This window comes from Hymenobacter sp. B1770, assembly GCF_049896385.1.
Classification (GTDB): Bacteria; Bacteroidota; Bacteroidia; order Cytophagales; family Hymenobacteraceae; genus Hymenobacter.
Window position 1 is genome coordinate 529,482 of record NZ_JAFCUF010000002.1, and the last position, 21,674, is coordinate 551,155.

General features: G+C 59.3%; 18 protein-coding genes. 15 read left to right on the forward strand and 3 right to left on the reverse strand.

Features of this window, described 5'->3' with window-relative positions; genetic code table 11:
• The first annotated feature begins 23 nt into the window (after positions 1 to 23).
• From ACP7AJ_RS06185 to ACP7AJ_RS06235, 11 genes are all read left to right on the forward strand, one after another.
• Positions 24 to 668, forward strand: a complete 645-nt coding sequence (locus tag ACP7AJ_RS06185) for a CatA-like O-acetyltransferase (RefSeq protein WP_426059321.1) — start codon at positions 24 to 26, stop codon at positions 666 to 668.
• Between the two features lie 188 nt (positions 669 to 856).
• Positions 857 to 1,726 (forward strand): aldo/keto reductase, encoded by an 870-nt coding sequence (locus ACP7AJ_RS06190; RefSeq protein ID WP_426059322.1) that lies wholly within the window; start codon positions 857 to 859, stop codon positions 1,724 to 1,726.
• Between the two features lie 183 nt (positions 1,727 to 1,909).
• Positions 1,910 to 3,004 (forward strand): OmpA family protein, encoded by a 1,095-nt coding sequence (locus ACP7AJ_RS06195; protein WP_426059323.1) that lies wholly within the window; start codon positions 1,910 to 1,912, stop codon positions 3,002 to 3,004.
• 75 nt (positions 3,005 to 3,079) lie between these two features.
• Positions 3,080 to 3,907, forward strand: a complete 828-nt coding sequence (locus ACP7AJ_RS06200) for a polysaccharide deacetylase family protein (RefSeq protein ID WP_426059324.1) — start codon at positions 3,080 to 3,082, stop codon at positions 3,905 to 3,907.
• 110 nt (positions 3,908 to 4,017) lie between these two features.
• The gene (locus ACP7AJ_RS06205) at positions 4,018 to 5,262 is read left to right on the forward strand and encodes a family 1 glycosylhydrolase (RefSeq protein ID WP_426059325.1); all 1,245 of its coding nucleotides are present in this window, start codon (positions 4,018 to 4,020) and stop codon (positions 5,260 to 5,262) included.
• 69 nt (positions 5,263 to 5,331) lie between these two features.
• Positions 5,332 to 6,615: a M20/M25/M40 family metallo-hydrolase gene (locus ACP7AJ_RS06210; RefSeq protein ID WP_426059326.1), complete on the forward strand. Its 1,284-nt coding sequence runs from the start codon at positions 5,332 to 5,334 to the stop codon at positions 6,613 to 6,615.
• Between the two features lie 51 nt (positions 6,616 to 6,666).
• Positions 6,667 to 7,251, forward strand: a complete 585-nt coding sequence (locus tag ACP7AJ_RS06215) for a pseudouridine synthase (RefSeq protein WP_426059327.1) — start codon at positions 6,667 to 6,669, stop codon at positions 7,249 to 7,251.
• 94 nt (positions 7,252 to 7,345) lie between these two features.
• On the forward strand, positions 7,346 to 7,480 hold the full coding sequence (locus ACP7AJ_RS06220; protein WP_426059328.1) for a hypothetical protein: 135 nt from the start codon (positions 7,346 to 7,348) through the stop codon (positions 7,478 to 7,480).
• A gap of 225 nt (positions 7,481 to 7,705) precedes the next feature.
• Positions 7,706 to 8,338: an FKBP-type peptidyl-prolyl cis-trans isomerase gene (locus ACP7AJ_RS06225; protein ID WP_426059329.1), complete on the forward strand. Its 633-nt coding sequence runs from the start codon at positions 7,706 to 7,708 to the stop codon at positions 8,336 to 8,338.
• 12 nt (positions 8,339 to 8,350) lie between these two features.
• Positions 8,351 to 9,082: a hypothetical protein gene (locus tag ACP7AJ_RS06230; protein ID WP_426059330.1), complete on the forward strand. Its 732-nt coding sequence runs from the start codon at positions 8,351 to 8,353 to the stop codon at positions 9,080 to 9,082.
• A 140-nt stretch (positions 9,083 to 9,222) separates the two neighbouring features.
• A complete protein-coding gene (locus ACP7AJ_RS06235) occupies positions 9,223 to 11,157 on the forward strand; it encodes a KUP/HAK/KT family potassium transporter (protein ID WP_426059331.1) in 1,935 nt (644 codons plus the stop codon).
• Between the two features lie 114 nt (positions 11,158 to 11,271).
• Here the strand turns inward: ACP7AJ_RS06235 and ACP7AJ_RS06240 are convergent, their stop codons facing one another.
• A complete protein-coding gene (locus ACP7AJ_RS06240) occupies positions 11,272 to 13,092 on the reverse strand; it encodes a M61 family metallopeptidase (protein ID WP_426059332.1) in 1,821 nt (606 codons plus the stop codon).
• 130 nt (positions 13,093 to 13,222) lie between these two features.
• On the opposite strand from ACP7AJ_RS06240, the gene ACP7AJ_RS06245 reads away from it, so the two are divergent.
• From ACP7AJ_RS06245 to ACP7AJ_RS06255, 3 genes are all read left to right on the forward strand, one after another.
• Positions 13,223 to 14,122: a C40 family peptidase gene (locus ACP7AJ_RS06245; RefSeq protein WP_426059333.1), complete on the forward strand. Its 900-nt coding sequence runs from the start codon at positions 13,223 to 13,225 to the stop codon at positions 14,120 to 14,122.
• Positions 14,123 to 14,819: 697 nt separating this feature from the next.
• On the forward strand, positions 14,820 to 15,260 hold the full coding sequence (locus ACP7AJ_RS06250) for a DUF2147 domain-containing protein (protein ID WP_426059334.1): 441 nt from the start codon (positions 14,820 to 14,822) through the stop codon (positions 15,258 to 15,260).
• A gap of 261 nt (positions 15,261 to 15,521) precedes the next feature.
• Positions 15,522 to 16,157 (forward strand): hypothetical protein, encoded by a 636-nt coding sequence (locus ACP7AJ_RS06255; RefSeq protein WP_426059335.1) that lies wholly within the window; start codon positions 15,522 to 15,524, stop codon positions 16,155 to 16,157.
• 183 nt (positions 16,158 to 16,340) lie between these two features.
• Here the strand turns inward: ACP7AJ_RS06255 and ACP7AJ_RS06260 are convergent, their stop codons facing one another.
• Positions 16,341 to 18,425, reverse strand: a complete 2,085-nt coding sequence (locus ACP7AJ_RS06260) for a M1 family metallopeptidase (protein ID WP_426059336.1) — start codon at positions 18,423 to 18,425, stop codon at positions 16,341 to 16,343.
• 208 nt (positions 18,426 to 18,633) lie between these two features.
• Here ACP7AJ_RS06260 and ACP7AJ_RS06265 point away from each other — a divergent pair, with 208 nt between their 5' ends.
• Positions 18,634 to 20,940, forward strand: coding sequence for a gliding motility-associated C-terminal domain-containing protein (locus ACP7AJ_RS06265; RefSeq protein WP_426059337.1), 2,307 nt, complete (start codon positions 18,634 to 18,636; stop codon positions 20,938 to 20,940).
• A gap of 22 nt (positions 20,941 to 20,962) precedes the next feature.
• On the opposite strand, the gene ACP7AJ_RS06270 is transcribed toward ACP7AJ_RS06265, so the two are convergent.
• The gene (locus ACP7AJ_RS06270) at positions 20,963 to 21,616 is read right to left on the reverse strand and encodes a cytochrome c oxidase subunit 3 (RefSeq protein ID WP_426059338.1); all 654 of its coding nucleotides are present in this window, start codon (positions 21,614 to 21,616) and stop codon (positions 20,963 to 20,965) included.
• Positions 21,617 to 21,674 lie beyond the last annotated feature (58 nt).

Sequence of the window (21,674 nt, forward strand, 5' to 3'; positions counted from 1 at the left end):
AAATGCCCGACCTTTGCCGGCCCATGAAGCACCTTATTGACCTGGCCAGCTGGAACCGGCGCGAGCATTTCGCTTTCTTCTCCGCATTTGAAGAGCCATTTTTCGGCCTGGTAGCCACCGTTGACTGCACCCACGCTCTGGCTGAAGCCAAGCGGCTGGGCATACCGTTTTTCCTGTATTACCTGCACGCGGCTTTGCAGGCGGTGAACCAAGTAGAAGCCTTCCGCTACCGCATCGACGATGGCCAGGTGTACTGCTACGACCGCATTCACGCCTCGGCCACCATTGGCCGGCCCGACCACACGTTTGCGTTTTCCTTTATCGAGCACCACGACGAATTGGCGGACTTCCTGCCCACTGCCAATGCTGAAATCGCGGCCGTGCAGGCCAGCAAGGGCTTACGACTAAATGAGACCACCAGCCGGCCCGACGTGATTCACTTCTCGGCGGTGCCGTGGGTGCGCTTCACCGGTCTGAGCCACGCCCGCAGCTTCAGCCATCCCGACAGCTGCCCCAAAATTTCGGTGGGCCAAACCTATGTAGAGGGCGGGGCTACGCTGATGCCCGTGTCCATCAATGTTCATCACGGCCTGGCCGATGGCTACCACGTGGGGCTATTTCTGGCGGCGTTTCAGGAACTATTGGGTAGGCACATCATTCGCCTATAAACACATTTTATGATGTTTAAGGACAACTGCGCATAAATGCTTCAAAACAGAACGTCATGCTGAGCTTGTCGAAGCATCTCTACCGCGCAACTAACCTAGTCGGTGCAACAAAGCGGTAGAGATGCTTCGACAAGCTCAGCATGACCGTAGCTCAAAACAAATCGGCCTTTCATGCGACTATAGTCACCATGAACATTACCATCGCCCAACATTCTGCCCATCCCCTTACCGTTTCGCGCTTAGGCTACGGTACCATGCGCCTCACCGGCCCCGAAATCTGGGGCGAACCTGCCAACCGGCCCGAGGCACTGGAGATTCTCAGAACTGCCGTTGCGGCGGGTGTCAACTTCCTCGACACCGCCGACTACTACGGCGAGGACGTCACCAATCGGCTAATTGCGGAAGCTCTGCATCCGTACCCGCCGGACTTGGTTATCTGCACCAAAGTGGGCGCCACCCGCAGGACCGACAAAAGCTGGGTGCCATACAACACCCCCGAAAACCTGCGGGCCAGCATCGACAATAACCTGCGCACCCTAAAGCAAGAGCAGATTCAGCTGGTGCACTTGCGGCTATTGGGCCACAGCGGGGTGCCGCTTGCCGAGCAACTCGGAGCCATGTTTGCCATGCAGCGAGAAGGCAAAATACTGCACGTGGGCCTGAGCAATGTGACCCGCACCGAGCTGGAAGAAGGCTTGCAGCTGGGGCCGATTGCCACCGTCGAGAACATGTATAGCTACGCGCAGCGCACCACGGTGCAGTTGCCCCATGTCGCCAATCCGGGCGGCGAGGAAGTGCTGGACCTTTGCGAGCAGCACGGCATTCCGCTCATTCCTTTTTTCTCTCTGATTCATGGCCTGCCCAACGCCGGCGAGAAGCTTGCGGCCATTGCCCGGAAGCACAACGCAACAGTAGCACAGATTAACATCGCCTGGCTGCTGCACATGTCGCCCTGGATACTGCCGATTCCGGGCACCTCGCAACTGGCGCACTTGCGTGAGAACCTAAAAGCTTCCGAAATTCAGCTTAGCGCCGAGGACATGGCGTACTTGGGGTAGCTGGTTCTCACGCTGTCTGTCATGCTGAGCTTGCGAAGCATCTTATCACGCCATAACGAATTGTTCCGCGGCGATAAATAAGATGCTTCGCAAGCTCAGCATGACAGTTCTAGTTAGAAAACAGAGCCTGTCCAAAGTAGGCTCGACATTGGCCTTTTTATAGTTAGCGCATAATTTGGCGTCATGAAAAGCTGCTTTTGGTATGGCATAGCGGCCCTGCTGTTGGCGGGCCCCGGACAAGCCCAATCCCTGACGGGCGTATGGCAGGGCGTAGAGTCTGACACCGGCGAGGAAGAAGGCTACTGGCCAGCGGTGCTGCGCCTGCAAAAAAGCAAGGGCAATGCGCTCTTTGGGGTGCTTTACCAGGAAGTAGGTGGAAATCCGGCCATTTCCGTCACGTTCCAAATGCAGGGCACCCAGACGGGTGCCGTAATGCGGCTGGAGCATCAACGTAAGCTAAACGAAACCGGCCGCACCCGCACCAGCTACTGGTGCGATGGTGCCATCTCGTTTACCTACGACGCCAAGCTGGAAAAGCTCACCGGCCGGGCCACCTACCGCCCCGTGGGTACCTGCGACATGGGCACCTTCACCTTTTATCGCATCAAGCTAAAATCGGCAGCTACGGTGAAAGCCGGTGCCGAAACCACCATCCGGGTATCGGGCCGCAACGTGATGTGGTATGCCGACGCAGACATGAAAGAACCGGTGGCTACCGGCAACACATACCCCACCAGGCTTAACAAAACCACCACTTTCTACCTGGTTCAAGGCTACTACCCCACCAGCCAAAGCCCCGTGGTGCCCATCACCATTCAGGTAACGGGCAAAGCACCAGCTGCCAAGCCTGCCCCACTCACGGCTGCTCCGGCCCCAGCTCCAGCTGGCCCTCCCGTTGCCGCCCGACCAGATACCGCAAAGCCGGCCCGCCCGGCTCCTATCATAGCCGCCACGCCGGTGGTGCTGCCCACCGTGCTTTTTAAGCTGGGCACCCCCGAGTTGTTGGCGGAAGCGCTGCCCACGCTAGACCAACTGGCCGCTGAGCTCAAAGCCCGGCCCACCCTGAAAGTGCGCGTAGCCGGGCACACCGACAAGATTGGCGAGCCCCAGAAAAACCTGATTCTATCGGAGCAACGGGCCGAGGCTGTAAAAAGCTACCTTGTAAAGGCTGGGATTGCCGCCGACCGGATTGCCACGGTTGGCTACGGCGATGCGCGCCCGCTCTACCCCTCGCCCGATGCCCGCAACCGCCGCGTAGAAGTCGAAGAGGTGAAATAAACCGCTTTACTTCGCCAAGGGCCAGGCCGTGGCATTTGCCCTTGTATCATTGACAACTACGAAAGGCAACCACTAATGATATACCCACGCAGGCTGCTAGCGCTGGCCGCTGCTTACTCTCTCCTGTTCCTCACCGGGGCGCACGCACAGGCAGGCGGCCCCTGGAACAACAAGCAGTGCGCCGTGGTGCTGACCTACGACGACGCCATCGACGTTGACCTCGACAACGCCGTGCCCGCGCTCGACTCCCTGCAGCTGCGTGGCACGTTCTACCTGATTGGGTCTTCGCCCGTAGTGGCGCGCCGGCTTCCGGAATGGCGGCAGGCCGCCAAGCGTGGGCATGAGTTGGGCAACCACGCCTTGTTTCATCCCTGCGATGGCAGCCTGCCGGGCCGCGGCTTCGTGACGCCCGACAACGACCTGAGCAAGTACACCGTCAGCCGGGCTGTGAGCGAGATTAGAACCAACAACACCTTACTCACAGCCATCGATGGCAAGACCAAGCGCACGTTTGCCTACCCCTGCGGCGACCTAAAAATCGGAAACGTGGCCTTCTACGACCAGCTGCAAAACGATTTCGTGGCTGCCCGGGGCGTCACTGCGGGCCTGCAGACACCCGCGCAGGTCAACTTATCCAACATTAACAGCTACATGATAAACGGCCAGTCGGCTGAATACCTGATTGACCTGGTGAAGAAGACCCAGCAGTCGCGCACGCTGCTGGTGTTTCTGTTTCACGGCGTGGGCGGTGGCCATGGCCTCAACGTAGACCTGCAGGCCCACCGCCAGCTGCTCCGGTACCTAAAGGCGAACGAGAAGAAAATCTGGGTGGCGCCGATGGTCGAAGTGGCTGAGAAAATCAAGGTCCTTCAGCAGCCTGTTGTTCCTAAAAAGCAACCGTAAGGATACGATGGCTTCGCCCTGCTCAATTCTGGAGCATCCGTCCGCGAAGTGGTTGTGTCCCTATCCAATACTACTTGGACACCATTATGTAACCATCGTTCCTATCCGATATGGCACAGAAACCAGGCATCTTTCCGACCTTCTTTATTTCGGGTTTTGAGTGCTCTACCTTTCTTTGGAAGGATAAAAAGCGGCGCAACCTGGTGCACGAAACGCAGCACCACACCTTTGTGCACGAGGATTATGAGATGTTGCGCACGCTGGGCATCGCTGTGGCCCGCGAAGGCATTCCATGGCCACTCGTCGACACCAACGGGCAGTACGATTTCTCTTGCATCGACCCGATGCTGGAAGCCCTGAACACAAATAAGATTCTGCCCATCTGGGACTTGTGCCACTACGGCTATCCTGAGGAGTTAGACCCTTTTTCGGAGGACTTTGTCGCCCGCTTCGCTGCCTATTGCCGGGCCGCTGCCGAATACGTTATTCCGAAAATGCGCGGCCCGCACTTTTTCACGCCCATCAATGAAATCACCTTTTTCTCGGTTTGTGGTGGTGAATGGGGCTGGATAGCGCCGTATAAAAACACTCGGGAAGACCGGTTTAAGCTGCGCCTGAACCTGTGCAAAGCTGCTATTGCCGGCGTAAAAGCCATCCGTGAAGTGGAGGCCGAAGCCCGCATGGTACACATCAACCCGCTGGTGCAGGTGGTGGCCCCCCGCGACCGGCCCGACCTACAAGCCGCCGCCCACGAGGAGACCTACGTGGACACCTTTCTGGCCTGGGACATCATCGCGGGCAAAGAGCACCCGGAATTGGGTGGCACTCCCGAAATTCTCGACATTGTGGGCGCCAACAACTATTCCTTTGGCCAGATGGAGTACCGCGAGCATGGACCGCACGAGGCCCTCCCCCCCGACGACGACCGCATCAAACCGCTGTGCGACCTGCTGCGCCTGGTGTGGGAACGCTACCGCCGGCCCATGATTATTGGGGAAACCAGTGGGCTGGAAGGCGGGCGCGACGAATGGCTTTGCGACGTAATGGAAGAGTCTTTGGCCGCCGTGGAAGCCGGCATGGACCTGCATGGCATCTGCCTGTTTCCGGCCGTCGACATGCCCAACTGGCACACCGGCGAGTGGCTGCACAACGGTATCTGCGACCTGATTCCCGAAGGCGAGACCCTGCACCGGCAGCCCAATGCCGCTTACGTAGCCGAGCTCCGGCGCTGGCAAAAGGAGCTTAACCGCGTCACCACCCTCGATGCGGACCCTTTCAGCGACCCCGTAGAACTGGTGGAGGTTATCGCCGCGGCTAAACGCCTCAGGAAACAACCCGACAAAAACTGGCATTGAACAGCTATACTAACAGGTGCCCTACTTCCTTACTTTTGAGGTAATACTGCAACCCTAATTCTCTTGTTGGTGAAAAAAATACTTCTTGCTGCTGCTATTCTCTGTGGACACGCTGCCTCAGCGCAAAAGCTCACTGCCACCGAGCGCAAAATCGTGGCCTCGGTGCAGCAGAACATGCCGCGGAGCGAGCAGCTTTTGGAACAGCTCGTCAACATCAACAGCGGCACGCTCAACGTGAAGGGCGTGCGCGAGGTAGGCACGGTACTGCAGAAAGAGTTCGACGCCATCGGGTTCAAAACCCACTGGGTGGCCATGCCCGAAACCATGCAGCGGGCCGGCCACCTCGTGGCCCAGCGCAATGGCAGAAAGGGCAAGAAGCTCTTCCTGATTGGCCACCTCGACACGGTGTTTGAGTTGGACATGCCCTTCACCAAATTCACCCGGCTAAACGACTCCACGGCCACCGGCCAGGGCGTGAACGACATGAAAGGCGGCGACGTGGTGATACTGGCCGCCCTGCAGGCCCTGCACGCCAACGGCTTGCTGAAAGATGCCAGCATCACAGCCTACTTCACCGGCGACGAGGAGCGCGGCGGCAAAGGCCCCGAAAGCCGCGCCGACTTCATTGCCCGGTCCAAACAGGCCGAGGTGGCCCTGGCATTCGAAACCGCCACCAACCTGCACACCGTGGCCACGGCACGGCGCGGCTCCAGCACCTGGCTGCTGAAAACGTACGGCACGGCCGCTCACTCCTCGGGCGTTTTCAAGCCAGCCGTGGGCGACGGGGCCATTTATGAAGCCGCCCGCATCCTCAACTCCTTTCGTGAAACCCTAAGCCAAGAGCAGTACCTCACCTTCAACCCCGGACTAATAGTGGGCGGCTCCGAAGTGAGCTACGACGAAGCGAAAGCCCGCGGCGAAGTAGTTGGCAAAACCAACATCATTGCCCCCGGCGCTACCGTAATCGGCGACCTACGCTTCCTCACCGAAGCCCAGAAAGAAGCTGCCCGCGAAAAGATGCGTGCCATCGTGGCCCAAAGCCTCAATAAGACCCGGGCCGAAATCACCTTTGCCGATGGCCTGCCCGGCATGGCGCCCACTCCCGGCAATCAAAAGCTGGCCGCCCTCGCCGACCAGGTCAGCCGCGACCTGGGCCACGGAACTGTAGCTGCCGGCGACCCCGGCTCGCGCGGCGGCGGCGACATTTCCTACGTGGCCCAATACGTCGACTGCCTCGACGGACTAGGCGTGTCGGGCAAGGGCGCCCACGCGGCCGGCGAAACCATCAACCTTAAAGAGTTTCCGCTGCTGGTGCAGCGCGCGGCGCTCATGATTTACCGCCTCACCCGCTAAGCCAAGTTGCTCCCACTCTGCGGCAGAAAACCCTCGTACGCCCTCCCCTGCATGTTCCCCAGCGTAGCACCACCCACCCACCGCCACTTCCTCATTCACAAGCCCTACGGCTACCTCAGCCAGTTTATTGGCGAGGCCAAAAAGAAGAAACTGGGCGAGTTCCACCACTTCCCGGAAGGCATCATGGCCATTGGCCGGCTCGATGAGGACAGCGAAGGCTTGCTCCTGCTTACCACCGATGGTCGCATGAGCGAGCATATCCGCAGCAAGAAGGTAGAGAAGGAATACTACGCCCAGGTAGACGGACTGATTAACGAAGGCGCCATTGCCCAACTGCAAGGCGGGGTGGAGATTGGTATTCACAACGTACGCTACCAAACCACGCCCTGTCAGGCCCGCCAGCTCGACCCGGCGCCGACCTTCGCGCCCCGCTCCCGCAAAATTCGCGACGACCGGCACGGCCCCACCAGCTGGGTTTCCATCACCCTCACCGAAGGCAAGTACCGGCAAATTCGCAAAATGACCGCAGCCGTGGGCTTTCCCACCCTGCGGCTAATCAGGGTGCGGGTAGGCTCCCTGCACTTGGGCGCCATGCAGCCCGGCGAAGTCGTAGAGGTTCAAACATTTGAATGTTAATCAAAGATTAACTTATGCTGCATGCATAACGTTTTTGGCTTGATTTTCGTATCTTTGCCCTGAAATCACCAATTAGGCTATTTCGCCTTTAGAAATGAAAAAGACCACCGCATTATCGTTTTCTTCGCTGCTTTTATTGGGCGGCGTTAGCTACTTGGCTGCCAAAGTGGCTGGCCTTGACCTGACTTTCTTCTTTCACGGAGACGACGACCAGCACCTGTATTGCTAAGCCTTAGTTTATTGTTAGTTACTGTTTTTAGCGGTTAATATCTGAAAAAGTCCGGTCCAATGGCCGGACTTTTTTGTTGTGGATTCGGCCATTAAGACCGGCCAAGCGGTTCGGCGCGGCTTTTGGAACCTTGCATTGGCAACGGCGTAACTTTGAGCTATTCTTTCATCCGCTGCCGGGCACCGTTTCGGCCTGAAACACCCGCAGCATTTACATCACCTGCCCATGAACCTCGATTCCCACCAGGCTCAAGTGAGCTACATCATCGGCCGCGACCTGGCCCGCAACTTTGCCCAGCAGGGCCTCGACCTCGACATTGATACCCTGGCCGGCGCCCTCAAAGAAGGCCTGCAGGGCCAACCCAGCCGCCTCACCCAAGAGCAAATGCAGGCCGCCATGCAGCAGCTGCAGGAGCAGATGGGCGGTGCCGAAGACGACGACCAAACCCAAGACCCCAATTCCATGAGCAACAACAAAGCCGAAGGCGAAGCCTTCCTCGCCCAAAACGCCAGCAAGTCGGGCGTGACCACCCTGCCCAGCGGCCTGCAGTACGAAGTGCTGACCCAAGGCACGGGCAAAACCCCCACGCTGAAATCGTCGGTGACCACGCATTATCACGGCACCCTCATCAACGGCACCGTATTCGACAGCAGCTACCAGCGTGGCCAGCCTGCCACCTTCCCCGTCAACGGCGTGATTGCCGGCTGGACAGAAGCCCTGCAGCTCATGCCCGAAGGCTCGAAGTACCGCCTTTATATTCCCTCGGACCTTGCCTACGGCAAGCGGGGCGCAGGCCGCGACATCCCCGGAGACACGGCCCTCATCTTCGATGTAGAGCTGATTAAAGTAAACAACTAAGGCGCCGTGGGGGTGGAAAATCCATTCACATCTTCTACCCCCACCCGCACTGGTGCGCCCACCTGGTCGCGCACCACTAGCACATTGGCTGTTTCTGAGCACATGAACGACCTCGAAGCCCAGCCACCCGCTGACCCCATCCCACCCGTGGCCCCGGAACAACCTTCCGGGGCCGCTTTGGTGTCGGCGCCTTTCTATGAGCCAGGGCCGCCCCCCGAAATGGCCCCGCCCGAGCCTCCGCCCCCGCTGCCCACTATGCAAAGCGAAGACGGCCGCGTGGTGCTCACCGACGCCACCCTGACCGTGCGCGGCCACGCGTTTCTGCTGCTGGAACTGGAGCGGGCCGAGCTCACGCCGGTGCGCTGGATACTATGGTACCTACTGGGCAGCATAGGCCTGGCCACTGTGATGATTGCCTTTTTGCAAAACTGGCTGCGTACCGGGCCCGCCATGATAGGCATGGCCCTGACCGCACTGCTACTCGCCTACGGGCACCGCGGCACCAACCGACTGCGCCTGCATCGACTGGGGCGCGAAATGGTCAATTTCGCCTTGCCCGGCGACACAGCTGGCTGGCAGCGCCTCACGGCCGAAGTCAACCGCCGCATCTTTCGTGCCCACAACTGGGCAGCCCGCCAGGCGGCCTATGTGCTGGCGGCCGCCGACGAGGCCACCCGCCAGGCTGCCGAAGCAGCACAGGCGGCCGCTCAGGCCGAAGCCGGGGCTGAGCAGCTGGATAATTAACCCCACAATTTGCTGTGCATCAGCGGCAAGCCTGTGCAGCGGGCCGCACCTGACTCCCCACTCGAAGAGTTGGCTCATACCTTCGCGCGCCTAATTTTAATAATAGCACTGGCCCTGCTACTTACCGCTGCTTATTCTTCATGGACTCTAAACATTCGCATACCGCCGTTTCGGGGGCGGGATTGCTGATTGCCCTCGGCATTATTTATGGCGACATCGGCACTTCGCCGCTCTACGTGATGAAGGCCATTGTGCCCGGGCTGATTGACCCGCGGTTGGTATACGGAGGCATTTCCTGCGTGCTGTGGACCCTCACGCTGCAAACCACGGTCAAGTACGTGCTGCTGACGCTGAACGCGGACAACAACGGGGAAGGCGGAATTTTCTCGCTTTATGCCCTGGTGCGGCGCAGGGGGGCTTGGCTGTCGGCAGTGGCCATCATTGGCGGCGCTGCCCTGCTGGCCGATGGCGTTATCACGCCGCCCATTTCGGTTTCGTCGGCTATTGAAGGCCTGCAGGCCGTGTACCCCAGCATTCCGACGGTGCCCATCGTTATTGCCATTCTGCTAGGGCTCTTCTTCATGCAGAGCTTTGGCACTCAGATTGTAGGCAAGGCCTTTGGCCCCATGATGCTGGTGTGGTTTTCCATGCTGGCCATACTGGGCATAAAGGGGGTTGCTATGCACCCCGAGATACTCAGGGCCATAAACCCCGTGTATGCTTACGAGCTGCTGGTGCAGTACCCGGGTGGCTTCTGGCTGCTGGGCGCAGTGTTTCTGTGCACCACTGGGGCCGAGGCCCTGTACTCGGACCTTGGCCATTGCGGCAAGGGCAACATCCGTATCAGTTGGATATTTGTGAAAACTTGCCTGCTGCTCAATTACTTTGGGCAGGGCGGGTGGCTGGTGGCCCACCAGGGCGAGCAGCTAGACGGCCGCAACCCATTTTATGAGCTGATGCCGCCGTGGTTTCTGCTCATTGGCGTGGGCATTGCCACCATTGCGGCCATCATTGCTTCGCAGGCACTTATTACGGGTTCGTTTACGCTGGTAGCCGAGGCTATCCGCCTCAACATGTGGCCCAAGGTGAAGCTCAACTACCCAACTGATGTGAAAGGGCAGCTTTTCGTGCCCAGCATGAATCGGCTGCTGCTCCTGGGTTGTGTCGGCGTTGTGCTGTACTTCCAAAAGTCGGAAAACATGGAGGCGGCATACGGCCTGGCCATCACCCTCACCATGATGATGACCACCATCCTGCTCACCATGTGGCTCCGGGCCAAGCGGGTGGCCACGCCCTTGGTGTATGGTTTTGCCATCGTCTACGGCCTCATCGAGGGCTCGTTTCTCGTTGCCAATCTCATTAAGTTTCCGCACGGGGGCTGGGTTTCGCTGGCGATTGGGGCCGCCCTCATTGGGGTGATGTACGTGTGGCTTAAAGCGTTCTATATCAAGCGCCGCCTTACCGAATTTGTCCGCCTCCAACCCTACGTGGACGCTCTCAAGCAACTCAGCGACGACGAATCCATTCCGAAATACGCCACCCACCTGGTGTTCATGACCTCGGCCGAGCGCAACTCTGAGATTGAGCAGAAAATCATTTACTCCATTTTCCAAAAGCGCCCCAAGCGGGCCGACATTTACTGGTTCATTCACGTCGAAACCACCGACGAGCCTTATACTATGGAGTATAAGGTGACCGAGGTGGCCAAGGATGACGTATTCCGCATCAACTTCCGGCTGGGTTTCCGGGTGCAGCAGCGCATCAACCTCTACTTCCGCAAGGTGATTGAGGACCTGGTGCGCAACAAGGAAGTGGACATCACCTCGCGCTACGAGTCGCTAAGCAAGCAGCACGTGACCGGCGATTTCCGGTTTGTGGTGCTGCAGAAATTCCTGAGCGTTGAGAACGACTTCCCCACCATGGAAAAGCTCGTGATGCAGGCCTACTTCTATATCCGGCAGTTTATTGCGTCGGAAGACCAGTATTTCGGCCTCGACACCTCTTCGGTTAAAGTAGAGAAAGTACCGCTCGTAATTGCGCCAGCACGCGAGGTGGCGCTGAAGCGCATTATCTGACCTGCCGGCTTGGTTTTTAGTCGTTCACTATAAATACAAAAGGCCCCGTACAAAGCTGTACGGGGCCTTTTGTATTTATTCAAGCAGGCTGAAAAGCGCCGGTTGCTCATCCTCCTATTTCTTTGGGCCAAGCCAGCGGGCCAGCACGCGCTGCTGCGCAGCGCTGGGGCTGGCCACGGGCTGAATTGTGTACTTGCGGTCGGGGTCCGCTAGGGCCTTGAGGGCGATGTCGCGGGTGAGGCCGTCGCGGCGCACCTGCAGCTTGACATCCGTGCCCACGGGGCTGCCAAGCAACTGTCTGATAGACTCCTCGTTGGGGGCACTGCCGTTGACGAGCAAAACTTCGTCGTTCACGTTAAGGCCGCCGTTCCAGGCAGCGCCGTCGCGCTTCACACTCACCACCACAATGCGGCCCGCGCGGTTGGCAAACGAAGCGCCGAGGGTGCCGTTTTCGTTGAGGGGCGCCACGCTTAGCGTGAGGCCGGCGTAGCCGAGGGCAGTTGCGTAGTCCAACGTTTTGGTGCCGTACACACTGGTTTGAAAGAAGTCGTCGTAGCGACGGCCGGCCACGGTAGCCACGGCGTCCTGAAACTCCTTGTCCGTGAAGCCGCGGTTGGCCTTCTTATAATAAGTGTCGTACAGCAAGCGGAAAACGTCGTCGAGGTGCTTCTCTCCTTTGGTGGCTTCGGCAATGTTCAGGTCGAGCACCGCCCCGATAAGGTCGCCTTTGGAGTAGTAGCTGATTTCGGAATTGCTCGAATTTTCATTCTGGCGATACCCCTTAATCCAGGCATCAAAGCTCGATTCGGCTGCCGACTGCACACGGTTGCCCGGGGTGTTTTCTACCTGCGTGATGGCGTTACCTAGCTTGCCCAGGTACGCCTCCTGCGAGATAAAGCCTGCGCGCTTGTTGATGAGGCGCGCGTAGTACGACGTCATGCCCTCGCTCACCCACAGCATGTTGGTGTAGTTTTCCTGGTCGTAGTTGAAAGGCCCCAAGGCGACCGGGCGGATGCGTTTTACGTTCCAGAGGTGGAAGTATTCGTGGGCGGCAAGGTCCAGGAACGACTGGTAGCCGGCTTCGGTGCCGTAGGTGGTGCGGCTCACCTCCAAGGTGGTGGAGTTGAGGTGTTCGAGGCCGCCGCCGCCTCGCTCCAGGTTGTGCACAATGAAGAGGTAGCGGTCGAGCGGGTTCTGGCCTACCACGCGGTGGGCTTCCTCGCAAACCTTTTTCAGGTCGGCCGTCAATTTGGTGTCGTCCGCGGTGTAGGTGCCGTACATGGCCACCTGGTGGGGCGTGCCATTGGCGTTGAATTCCAACACCTTGTGGTTGCCTATCTCAATGGGTGAGTCGGCCAGCTCGTCGTAGCTGGCGGCCTTGTAGGTGAACTTGCCCGGGGCGGCCTTGAGCGCGGTGCTCACCTTCGACCAGCCCGTGGCCGGCTCTACCACCACGGTGCTGCCCAGCATCTTGTTGTCGGCGGGGTACATGAACACGCTCGTGCCGTTGAGGTAGCCGTGGTCGGCGTCGATAAACGACGTGCGCACGGTTAGCTCGTAGGCATACACTTTATAGCTCACCTGAAAATCGGCCTGCTTGGGATGGCGCACGCGCCAAGTGTTCTTGTTAAGTTTCTCCACGGCCAGAGCCTGGCCGCCGGTGGTGCGAGCCTGGAAGCCTTCCACGTTTTTGGCAAACTCCCGCACCAGGTAAGAGCCCGGCGCCCACACCGGGATTTTGATGTCGGTATACTCGGCGGGGAAGCCGCCGAGGTCCATTTTCACTTCGAAGTAGTGGGTCTGGGGTGTGGGCATGGCCAGCGTGTAGCGGAGCGTAGGTACCACCGCGGCGACAGTAGCCGCGGCGGGCAATGCGCTGGTCAGCAGCACAGCCAAGGTAGCCTGACAGAAAAATGATTTTGAATTTTTGAGCATTAGCGCTGTTTTGAGATGTATCAAGGCCACAAAGTAAGTCCTTGGGGCTGCCACCAACCTAGCAGCTAGCTGCACCGTTAGGAGCGAAGGTGACGTATAGAACACACCGGTACCTTTTTTCATTTTCGTTATGCGTTTCCTTTGGCTGATTTTTGTGGGACTAATACTGGCTATGGTGGGGATCTTGCCCCGCCTGACGTCATCGAAGCCCAAGGCAGCCCGGGAGGCGGCAGCTTCGGCTCAGGCCCCTGGCGGCCAGGCCGCGGCTGCCGACGATGGCCACCTGGAGGCCGTGTTTACCTCCACGCGGGAGGCCGGTGAGCTGGTGGGCGAAGCTTCCCAGCGCGACAGCATTGTGCGCTACGCCATGCAGCAGCTCGGCACCAACTACTGCTATGCCGGCAACACGCCCGAAACGGGTTTCGACTGCTCGGGTTTTGTGCAGTTTGTGTACAGCCGCTTCGGGATTGCCATGCCCCACTCCACGGCCTTGCTCATTAGTGTGGGGCAGCCGGTGCCCCGCTCCGATGCCCGGCCCGGCGACATCGTGGTATTCACCGGCACCGACAAGGCGGCTACTACCCCGGGGCACGCGGGCATCATCACCACTGCCGGCCCCAGCGGGCCCATTCGGTTTGTGCATTCGTCGTCGGCCCGGCGCGAGTCAGGGGTGAAAGTGAGTCAGGTGGAGGGCACCGACTATGAGCGCCGCTTCATGCAGGTGCGGCGTGTGCTTGGGCCGGGCGCTCCTGCTGTTGCCCGCACCGCCTCCTCGGTTCGAAAGGCTGTGCCGGTAGCAGCCTTGCCTTCCCTGCCAGTGGCTGTGGAAGCAGAAGATGCTCTGGCGGCCACTCTGCCCAAGGTGCTACCCCGCCGCAAGAGTGTTGCCCGGAAGAGCACGGCCCCCGTGGCTAAAAAGAAGGCCGTCGCTCAAAAAAAGGCGGCTTCGAAAAAGCAACCCGCCCCCACGGCACGGCGCAAAGTGCCTGCTAAAAGCAGCACTCCTGCCAAGAAGCGTGCAACGCGGTAAACAGCTCGCTCAGAGGCAGCCGGCAGGGTGGGCTTAAAGCTTCGGCACATGACAGCCACTAGCCATAACTGGACAGGCAGGCCGCCTGTCCAGCCTCTTTCAAAACCCTTATAACGAAGCGATGCCCGGTTGGCCTCTGCCGGCCCACTAAAGGGCGGCTGGGCTAACCGGGCATCTAATCCTTCAAATCTTACCGAGCGGCGAAACTGGGGTACAGTTCCGGCGTCCACTACTGAGAGTAAGACCTGGCCGAATGTGGGAAGCCTTAGGAGCTACCCCACGAAGCTGTTGTTAGGCGCGTACTGCGGTGAAGCGTACGACATTCGACAGGCTGGGCAGGATTTGTTTGGGACTACTAGACATTTTGTACCTCCTTTCTTTACGTTCGACATAACCCCCCTCGCGCGGCCCAGCACCTTAGGGCTGCTTGGGAGGGGCCGTAGCACTCACTACTGGACGGTAAAGTTAATAGCGGATACTAAGGTTCAAAGTTAGGGGACTTAATTTTTCCCAAATCGCCCCCCATTGTAGCTTGCGCCCTGATTTACAGACCTATTTTTTTTGCAATTTTCATCCTGCTAAACCAGCCGTTCGTATCAGCACGCAACTTGGCCGTAAACTTGCCAAACTGCCCTTGCGGCCCTAGCCGGCAGCGGGCCGATAGTTTACCTTGCCTTTTCAATTCTTTCCTTCTGAGATGAAAAAAAAACTCCTCTTACTTATTGTCATCGTTTTGGGTGCCGCCAGCATGGCTTCAGCCCAAACCCTGTCTCCGATTGGGGTCTGGACGCAATCGGATAAGAAAGCGACGTTTGAGATTTTTCAGTGCGGCACTAAGCTGTGCGGCAGAATTATGAGCCTGGCCGTTCCGGACGACCCGGATACCGGAAAGCCCAAAACCGACACGCAGAACCCTGACCCCAAGCTCCGCAGCCGTCCGCGGCTGGGCTTGGTGTTTATGGAAGACTTCACATACGACGACAGCAACAAGTGGGACGATGGTAAAATCTACGACCCCGAAACGGGCAAGTCGTATTCGTGCTACATGAAAATGCAGAACGCCAATACAATGGAGGTGAAAGGCTACATCGGCTTTTCGCTCATCGGCAAATCGCAAACCTGGACCCGCGTAAAATAGCCTCAGCCGTCGACGCGAAACCAAACGGTAGGCCGGCTTCAGATTGAGGCCGGCCTTTGGTTTACGGCTTGGTTATGGAATGGCCGGGGTCTGCGATGATTGCCATACCCAAGGCCTGGTCAATGCCTGCGCTTCAGTTGTGCGGCTTCTTAAGCAAGCGTATTCTTGTGCTTACAGGACGCCGAAAAGGCAAATTGCCAGCATGGCGCTCAGAAACTATTTACCCGGCCGGGTGTTTCGACTTCAATAACTTTCCACGTTTTGTTCGATTTTATTCAAAACCTTTTCCGCTCCAAAGACGGGGTTCCGGGCTCCTGGCAGGCCGTGAAGCTGTCGCCTGCCCAGGTGAAGCGGCACGCACGCTGGGTGGAGCAGCGGGTGTACTTGAACTGGCTGGGGCCCTACTTTAAAGCCTACCACTTGCGGAAAGGTGGGGCGGCGGGCTCGCGGGGTTTTCAGGTGCAGCTGCTACAGGAAAGTGGCCGCCAGGGAGCCATGCTGTTGTTTGACCCCAGCATTGGCCCGGGCAATTTCCGGCATTTCTACGAGCACCTGGGCGAGCGCCTGCTCACCCTGGGCTACCACCGGGCCTGCGCCGACCAATGCACCTGGCAGCACGACTCGCACCGGGAAGTTGCGTTCAAACAGCTCTTCAAACCCAACCCCACCGATTGCCCCAAAACCGGCCACTGCAACCAGCGCTACGGCCTTGTCACGGTAGACCTGGTTGCCTTGAACGAGCAACCAATGTTCATTCGAATTTCCAGCAACGCCGTGCTCCAGGCCGGGTTCACTCCCGCCTGCTCGTTCGACGACCTGCTGAAGGCCCTATTAGACGCCCCCCCTGCCGATGCTGCCATTGAGGCCAGAATTCAGGAATACCACGACGTATTTTAGAGGCTGTTTGCGTTAGCAGAAGTATTTATCCGCTTATTGGAGAAACGTGACAGCGCTTGGCTGCGCCGACCTTTGGTTCCCGTCTCTTCGTTGAACGGTGACTTGAAACCGGCGCAGCCGACCAAACGCAAGTATGCGTCAATACCCCGCTCCGCCGGTTAAAGTCAACCAACAAACGCGCCTCTACTCTCGCACGAAGCGGCCGTGGCCCACCAGCTCACCGTTAGCACTTAGCAGTCGCAAATAATATAGGCCAGGTGCCAGCAGACCGGTATCGACCTGTGGCTGAGTGGCCGCGATGGCCTGCCGCAGCACCACGCGCCCGGTAGCATCGAGCGCTTCGGCCCTGGCACTGAAAGCGGGTAGAGCCGCCAAGCGCAGCTCCTCGCGGCAGGGGTTGGGGAAGAGCGTAAGCGGAAGCAGACCTGCGCTGGCACGGGTGGGCAGCAAGGTATTGTCGCGCGTGGGCGCACTGCTGCGGTCAAGTATCCATTGGTCGGGGTCGACGGCCACGCTGGCTACAGTGCCGTTCACTGTTAGCTGGAAGGTTTCGGAACCCTGCCCCTGGCGCAGGCGCACGGTTTGGGTGGTGCCGTTGGTGAAGGTGAGGCGGTAGTCCACGTCGGTTTCAAAAAACGGGGTGGTAGCGGGTTGCGACACCGTTTCGTCTACCCGCAGCACCACGTTGCTGCCGCTCTGGTTCCAGCGCACCTCAAAAGCGGGGTAGCCGCGCCCCCGGAACCACTGCTGAAAGAAATACCCCAATGGCCGCCCGGCCTCGGCCTCGAAGATGGCCTGCAGGTCGGCAGTGCGAGCCGTGGACCCGCTGAACTGGGTCTGGAACGTCCGCAGGGCCCGGAAAAATTTGGTATCGTCGTGGAGCAGATAACGCAGCATGTGCACTACGCCCGCGCCCTTTTTGTAGCTCAGATAGTAGTCGAAAATGCGGCTGACGCTAGTGGTATCCGACACGTACACGCTACCGGAGTTGAGAAAGGCGAGGCGATGGGCTTCGTTCATCCACCCCCGGGCGTTAGCCGGCGTGTCGAAGGCCTGCAGTGCGAGGTATTCGCCGTAGGAAGCAAAGCCCTCGTTCAGCCAGATGTCTTCCCAGCTGGCGCAGGTCACGTTGTCGCCAAACCACTGGTGAAACAGCTCGTGCGCCGTGAGGGTGAAACTGTAGCCGTCCTGCGTAGTCATGGTCTGGTGCTCCATGCCGCCGAACAGGGGCGCGTTGGCGTGGCCGTACTTCTCGTCAGCAAACGGGTAGAGGCCTACCAGGGCCGAGAAGTTTTCGATGAAGCCAGGCGTCAGGTCGATGCGGGTTTTCCAGTAGTCGAGGTAAGCTTGATTGTAAACGTAGTTAACAATGGGAATGCGTGGCCCACCCGCCGGGTTGGCGTAGTTCACGTATTCCTGATAGGGCGCCACAGCCACCGAAATCAGGTAATAGACAATGGGATGCCGGGATTTCCACTCGTACCGGACCTTGTTGCCGGGCAGCGTCACGGTGCGCACCAGCACGCCGTTGGACCCTACTTTATTGGGCAGGGTGGTGGTCACCCACACATCGGAAGAGTCAGCCTTGTCGGTGAGTACCTGCTTGCATGGAAACCACTCGTGCGCCGAAAACGGCTCGGAGAGCGACCAGGTAACGTTATAAGGAAACGTAGGGGCGCCGCTATAAGTATCGAGGTGGACGGAGCTGCGGTTGCTAAGGCCATTGCCAATGGCCGCCGAATTGCCACTGGGGGCCGTGCCGTGGTAGTAAATGCGGGCGTCGACGAGGGAGTTGGCGGGGGCGGACTGGGCCAGCCGCGCAGTGGCGTCGGGTCCGGCGCGGCGGACACCCGGCGAGCGCCGCCCGTTCACCACCACCGAGTCGATGAGCAGCGTGGCCACGTTGGCACCCGAGCCCGCGGGGGCCTGGTATAGCTCAAAGGCCAGGGAATCGAGGGCTTGGCTGCCCACCCGGACGCGCATCCAGACCGAACCGGCCACGTTGAGCGAAGTGTTTTCCAGGGCCAGATCCAGCTTATAGTACTTCACGTCGTAGCGTTCCATCTTGGCGCGGTGCGTGACCGAAGCAGTGGCCGAGCGCTGGGCTGCTTGGCCATGAGCAGCTGCGCATAAACGCCCGCCTTCTAACTCGGCCTGCGTGAGGACGCGGGCAAAGGAAGCGCTGACCGCCACAGGCTGCTGGGCTCTCATCGGCGAAGGTGCCAATAGTAAGCTACAGCCTAGAAGGGCGTAAAGAAAGTGACGCATAGATAATAAAGCAGTCGTGACAATTAATTTTCAGCCGGGTTAAATAGCCATGCTCCTAAAAACCGAAGGTAGGTTGGGTGCCTCGTAAAGTTCCGCCGGCCATGGGGCTGCTGGGCGACTGGCAAACGCGCGCCTTGGTTTATAAGTTGACTATTGCATCCGTATATTTCGGCTTAATCTGGATTTATTACGCTTTTTCCTCCACCCGATGCCATTTCGCTTTTTTCCCCTGCGTCCGGCGTGGTCAGTAGCGCTGCTGCTTTTGTGTACCTGGCTTTTGTTGGCCAGCTCGGCACGAGCCACCCACATCGTAGGCGGCGAAATGGAGCTGGTGCATAACACCGGCGAATCGTACACCTTGGTGCTCAACCTGTACTTTGATGCAGCGAATGGCAGCCCCAGTGCCCTGGACGCCGACCTAACGGCCAGCATCTTCGAAAAAGGCTCTAACCAGCGTGTGACCAACGTGCTGCTCCCCCTCACCAACAACACCTTCGTCAACTACACCAACCCGGCTTGCGCAAAGCCCACGCTCAGCACCCGTCGGCTGGTTTACAGCAAGGTTATCGCTCTCTCAGCCAACATATATAACAACCCGCAGGGTTATTACGTGGCTGTGGAACGCTGCTGCCGCAACAACAGCATCAACAACATTGTGCTGCCTAACAGCGCCGGTCAAACCTTCTACCTGGAGTTTCCGGCCGTGGTGCGGCGTGGGCAGCCTTTCGTCGACTCCACGCCCCGCATTTTCCCTCCGCTGGCCGACTATGCCTGCCGCGACGAGCTATTTTATTACGACTTTAGCGGGCAGGACGCCGATGGCGACTCCCTGGTTTATGACCTGGTGACGCCACTCAATGGCAACTCCAGTTCCAATGTACCCAAGCCCGCGGCGGCTTCTCCTGCGCCGTATTCGCTAATTACCTGGCTGCCGCCCGCGCCCACCATCCCGGGGGTGCCCACCCGTCCGCCCCTGAGCACGCTCAACCAGATTCCGGGCTCCCCTACCCTGAACATAGACCGGAACACGGGCCGCCTCACGGTGCGCCCCACCGACATGGGCCTGTTTGTGTTTGGAGTGCGCTGCTCGGAGTACCGGGACGGCGAGAAAATAGGCGAAGCCCGACGCGACTTCCAGTTGATGGTGCTCAATTGCCCCGCCAACGCCAAGCCCAGTATGGTGCTGCTGCCAGCCCCAAACAGCCCGACCCCCTACCGGCCGGGGCGTGACACCCTACGCCTGGTGCAGGGCGGCAACCGCTGCGTGAACGTGCGCTTCACCGACTCCGACCCCAATTCGCGTTTATCACTTTCACTGAGCCCGGTCAACTTCACGGGCCTGATGCCCAGTTTTACCACGGCCACGAGCGGGGCGGTGCGTACCCCCGGAGCACCCGACACCCTCACGGCCACCCTGTGCTTCCCGGAGTGCATCAACACGCAGGGCCGGGTGTTTCTGCTGGATGTGGTGGTGGGCGACGATGGCTGCAGTCTGCCCAAGCGCGACACGGTGCGGGTGGCGTTCATAGCATCTCCGCCCGCCAACTCACTCCCCACGCTGGTGACCACGGCGGGCCCAACTCTACCGCTGCGTGTGCGGGTGGGTGATTTAGTGACCTTCGATGTGACAGGCACCGACCCCGACAATGATGTCATTCAGTTGGATATGAGCGGGCAGGGCTTCAACCCGGCTAATGTGGGCGCCACCCTTTCGCAGGGCACCGTGGGTAACCAGCAGCGCGGGCGCTTCACGTGGCGTGTCGACTGCCGGGCCGTGGGGCCCGACTCGGTGCGCACCTTTCAGTTTACGGCGGCCACCTCGCCGTGCAACATTCGGCAGGCGGTTACCATCTCCGTGCCCATTGTTGTTCGCTACGACAACCACCCGCCTACCCTGGCCTCGACCCTGCCGCCGGTAGTGCAGCCCAATACCATCCCGCTGGTGGAGTTGCCGCTGGGTCAGGTGTACACCGCCACCTTCGACGGAGCCGACGTGGACCGCGACGGCCTGACCCTAACCGCCACCGGCTCTTCAGAAGATGGCAGCGAAGGCTTCGACCTGGCCGCACTGGGCATGCGCTTTGAAGCCAAGAACGGCACCGGGGTGGCTACCGGCACTTTCCGCTGGGATGTAAGCTGCGCCGCTGCCACCCTGCACCGCAACCTCGTCGTCACCTTCCAGCTCGTGGATGCTACGTGTCGGCCCTTGCCGCAAGTGCAGCGAGTGAGGCTGCACGTAAAAAACCCCGATACCCTGGCTGTCAAGCTCTACAACGTCATCACCCCGAACCGCGATGGGAAGAACGACGTGTTCCGTCTGCCCGACCTGCCACCCAACTTTTGCGATTCGCAGTTCCGGGACATCCAGATTTTTACGCGCTGGGGCCAGCAGGTATTTAGCTCGCCCGACCGGGAGTTTCGCTGGGCTGGCGAGGGCAGTGGGGGCATGTACTATTACTTTATCACCTACACCGATGGCCGCCGCTTCCGAGGTTGGCTGGAGGTTATCAGATAACGCCTCGGCCTGAGTAGCGCTCCTAATACATAAACAGAAACACGGCAAACAGCACTATCCACAACACGTCGATAAAATGCCAGTAGGTTGCCAACAGCTTGAGGTGGCGGCGGTGGTAGGGGTTGCGGATAAATACCAGGGCGCGCACGGCATCGCGGTCGGCATGAATTACGCGCAGCAGCACAACCAGCAAAAACAGCATGCCGCCCAGTAAGTGAGCCACGTGCAGCGCCGATATCAGGTAGATAAACTGGCCACTGCTGTTGCTGGCCATGCCCCGAAAGGGCACGCCGTTCATCATCAGCTCGCGCCAGCCCAGCACCTGCAGTCCCGAGAACACCGCCCCCATAAAAAGGGTCGCCCCCAGGCAGCGGACCAGACTTCCCAAATCATCCTGCGCATAGAGGCGGTGCGCCTGCGCAATGATGTAGCTGCTAACCACCAGCACAATAGTGCTCAGTGAGAAATAGCGTGGCAGAGAATATAAGCCCGTGGGCGCCCCGCTCCGGAGCCGGGTGGCCACGTACGCTACCACCAGCATCAGAAACATTACCGTGATGCCGAGTAGGGCAAAGTACAGCGCCACCAGTATGGGGGACATGCCCTCAATTCGGCCAAAAGGCGAGGAGCGATGCCGGGCCCCGACCCGGTTTTCGTGTTCGTGTTCGGATTTCATCGGGTGCGCAGAGTTTGTACTCTTGCAAACTAAACGGAGCAGAATTAGTTGCACTCCG

What these genes read in the sequence shown, in the direction of transcription:
- ACP7AJ_RS06200 (WP_426059324.1), top strand. Translation starts at nt 3,080, where the DNA reads ATGATATACCCACGCAGGCTGCTAGCGCTGGCCGCTGCTTACTCTCTC.
- ACP7AJ_RS06250 (WP_426059334.1), top strand. Translation starts at nt 14,820, where the DNA reads ATGAAAAAAAAACTCCTCTTACTTATTGTCATCGTTTTGGGTGCCGCC.
- ACP7AJ_RS06190 (WP_426059322.1), top strand. Translation starts at nt 857, where the DNA reads ATGAACATTACCATCGCCCAACATTCTGCCCATCCCCTTACCGTTTCG.
- ACP7AJ_RS06225 (WP_426059329.1), top strand. Translation starts at nt 7,706, where the DNA reads ATGAACCTCGATTCCCACCAGGCTCAAGTGAGCTACATCATCGGCCGC.
- ACP7AJ_RS06195 (WP_426059323.1), top strand. Translation starts at nt 1,910, where the DNA reads ATGAAAAGCTGCTTTTGGTATGGCATAGCGGCCCTGCTGTTGGCGGGC.
- ACP7AJ_RS06185 (WP_426059321.1), top strand. Translation starts at nt 24, where the DNA reads ATGAAGCACCTTATTGACCTGGCCAGCTGGAACCGGCGCGAGCATTTC.
- ACP7AJ_RS06215 (WP_426059327.1), top strand. Translation starts at nt 6,667, where the DNA reads ATGTTCCCCAGCGTAGCACCACCCACCCACCGCCACTTCCTCATTCAC.
- ACP7AJ_RS06220 (WP_426059328.1), top strand. Translation starts at nt 7,346, where the DNA reads ATGAAAAAGACCACCGCATTATCGTTTTCTTCGCTGCTTTTATTGGGC.
- ACP7AJ_RS06235 (WP_426059331.1), top strand. Translation starts at nt 9,223, where the DNA reads ATGGACTCTAAACATTCGCATACCGCCGTTTCGGGGGCGGGATTGCTG.
- ACP7AJ_RS06265 (WP_426059337.1), top strand. Translation starts at nt 18,634, where the DNA reads ATGCCATTTCGCTTTTTTCCCCTGCGTCCGGCGTGGTCAGTAGCGCTG.
- ACP7AJ_RS06240 (WP_426059332.1), bottom strand. Translation starts at nt 13,092, where the DNA reads ATGCTCAAAAATTCAAAATCATTTTTCTGTCAGGCTACCTTGGCTGTG.
- ACP7AJ_RS06260 (WP_426059336.1), bottom strand. Translation starts at nt 18,425, where the DNA reads ATGCGTCACTTTCTTTACGCCCTTCTAGGCTGTAGCTTACTATTGGCA.
- ACP7AJ_RS06270 (WP_426059338.1), bottom strand. Translation starts at nt 21,616, where the DNA reads ATGAAATCCGAACACGAACACGAAAACCGGGTCGGGGCCCGGCATCGC.
- ACP7AJ_RS06205 (WP_426059325.1), top strand. Translation starts at nt 4,018, where the DNA reads ATGGCACAGAAACCAGGCATCTTTCCGACCTTCTTTATTTCGGGTTTT.
- ACP7AJ_RS06245 (WP_426059333.1), top strand. Translation starts at nt 13,223, where the DNA reads ATGCGTTTCCTTTGGCTGATTTTTGTGGGACTAATACTGGCTATGGTG.